Consider the following 1538-nt stretch of genomic DNA (forward strand, 5'->3'; position numbering starts at 1 on the left):
TCTGTTAGACCAGGATTGACATTCCGCCCCGTCATCTTCTTGCGATTGCACAATGGTCGCCCTCTTGTCGGATTTGAATCCGGCAAGGGGGCGATGCGCCCGAGGCCGGACGAGTTGCTCGCCCGGCCCTGCCGTTTCATGCCGACCTGCCGGCTAACTCGCCGTCTCCCCGTCGGGCGCCGGCGTCTTGACCCTCATCTCGAACGGCATCCCGCCCTCCCGGACGAGCGCCCTGAGGAACGCGTTGACGGCGGTGGACATGGACAGGCCGAGCTCGTCCAGGATGGCCGTGGCCTCCTTCTTGACCTCCGGGTCGATGCGGATCGTCGTGGCCGGTATGTTCGACGGCATGGCCTCACCCCTCCTCGTGTATCGCGGTGCGACCATTCTACCGCCTCTATGCGGCGGGCGCGGCCCAGTAGTCCATGTAGGGCGGCTCCACGTTGAACATGTCGCGGACGCGGCTCCTGCAGACGCCGTGCGCGAGCTGCCGCGCGACCGTGCGCCCGGCGGCACCGGAATCGGTCGCCATGAAGGTCCGGCACCACCTGAACCAGGCGAGGTAGGCATCGAGGTGCTTCGTCGACACGCCCTTGAACGGCTCCATGAAGGCGCCGAGGAGCGAGTGGACGGTGTTGATCCGGTTGATGGTTCCCCCGGAGCGGTCCTTGGGGTCGTAGGCCGCGTGCGCGGCGACCTCGAGTTCCGCGAGGACATTGACGTAGACGGCCGCCCTGTCGGTCGCGACGACCGAGCCGGCCGCGATGCGGCCCCTCAGCGCGTCCATGGCGCGCTCCCTCGAAAGGGCGCCCCGCCCCGTGACCTCGAGGAACGTCTCGTTCGAGTCGTTCACGCCGGTCATGACGCAGATCCGCTCGCGCGACAGCCCGCGCCTGTGCACCTGCTTGCCGCGGTGCCGGGAGGGGCGCGGCATCGTGAACGACCCCTTCGCGTGGTTGCCCTTGAACGACTCGGGGAAGTAGGTCTCGTCGAGCTCGCAGCCGCAGCCCCGCTCGACCCTGAACGAGGGGGAGTAGGCCGAGAGGCACTCGATCAGCCTGTGGCGCATGGTGTAGGCGGTCTTGAGGCAGACGCGGCAGCGCCTCGCGCACTCGCGCAGGGGCAGCATGAGCACGAAGCACTCGGCGTAGGCCATCCAGGTCTCCTTCGGGAGCCTGCTCGTCCCCAGGATGCGCTCGCTGCCCATGCCGAAGGTCCTGCCGCAGCCCCGGCAGAGGTAGCGCTGCTCGCCGTTCTTCGATTTGCCCTTCTTCACGACCGCGACGGACCCGCAGCGCGGGCAGCGTTCGATTTCGTAGGCGGAGCCGGCCGCGTCGTCGAACGCCGCCGCGCGGATCACGTCCCTGACGGACTCGATAGCGCGGCGGCGCTCGGTCTTGCTGAGGTTCGCCATGCCCTTCTTGAAGTTGAGGACCAGGTCTTCGGCGTTCATGCTGCCCCCATCATCGCGGTCTACGGGGTCAACGATATGGCACCGTGGGGACACATGTATGTCAATCCTGGTCTAACAGAGCCTT

The 1538-nt window shown here is 67.3% G+C and carries 2 protein-coding genes; both read right to left on the minus strand.

The features are described 5' to 3' along the window. Nucleotides 1–153: 153 nt before the first annotated feature. Complete coding sequence (locus AB5202_RS09940) at nt 154–351, minus strand: type II toxin-antitoxin system RelB/DinJ family antitoxin (protein WP_217750366.1); 198 nt, start codon at nt 349–351, stop codon at nt 154–156. A 46-nt stretch (nt 352–397) separates the two neighbouring features. Continuing rightward, on the minus strand, nt 398–1453 hold the full coding sequence (locus tag AB5202_RS09945) for an IS1595 family transposase (RefSeq protein WP_368144670.1): 1056 nt from the start codon (nt 1451–1453) through the stop codon (nt 398–400). Nucleotides 1454–1538: the final 85 nt, after the last annotated feature.

It is taken from the genome of Collinsella aerofaciens, from assembly GCF_040915545.1.
GTDB classification, from domain to species: Bacteria; Actinomycetota; Coriobacteriia; order Coriobacteriales; family Coriobacteriaceae; genus Collinsella; species Collinsella aerofaciens_BE.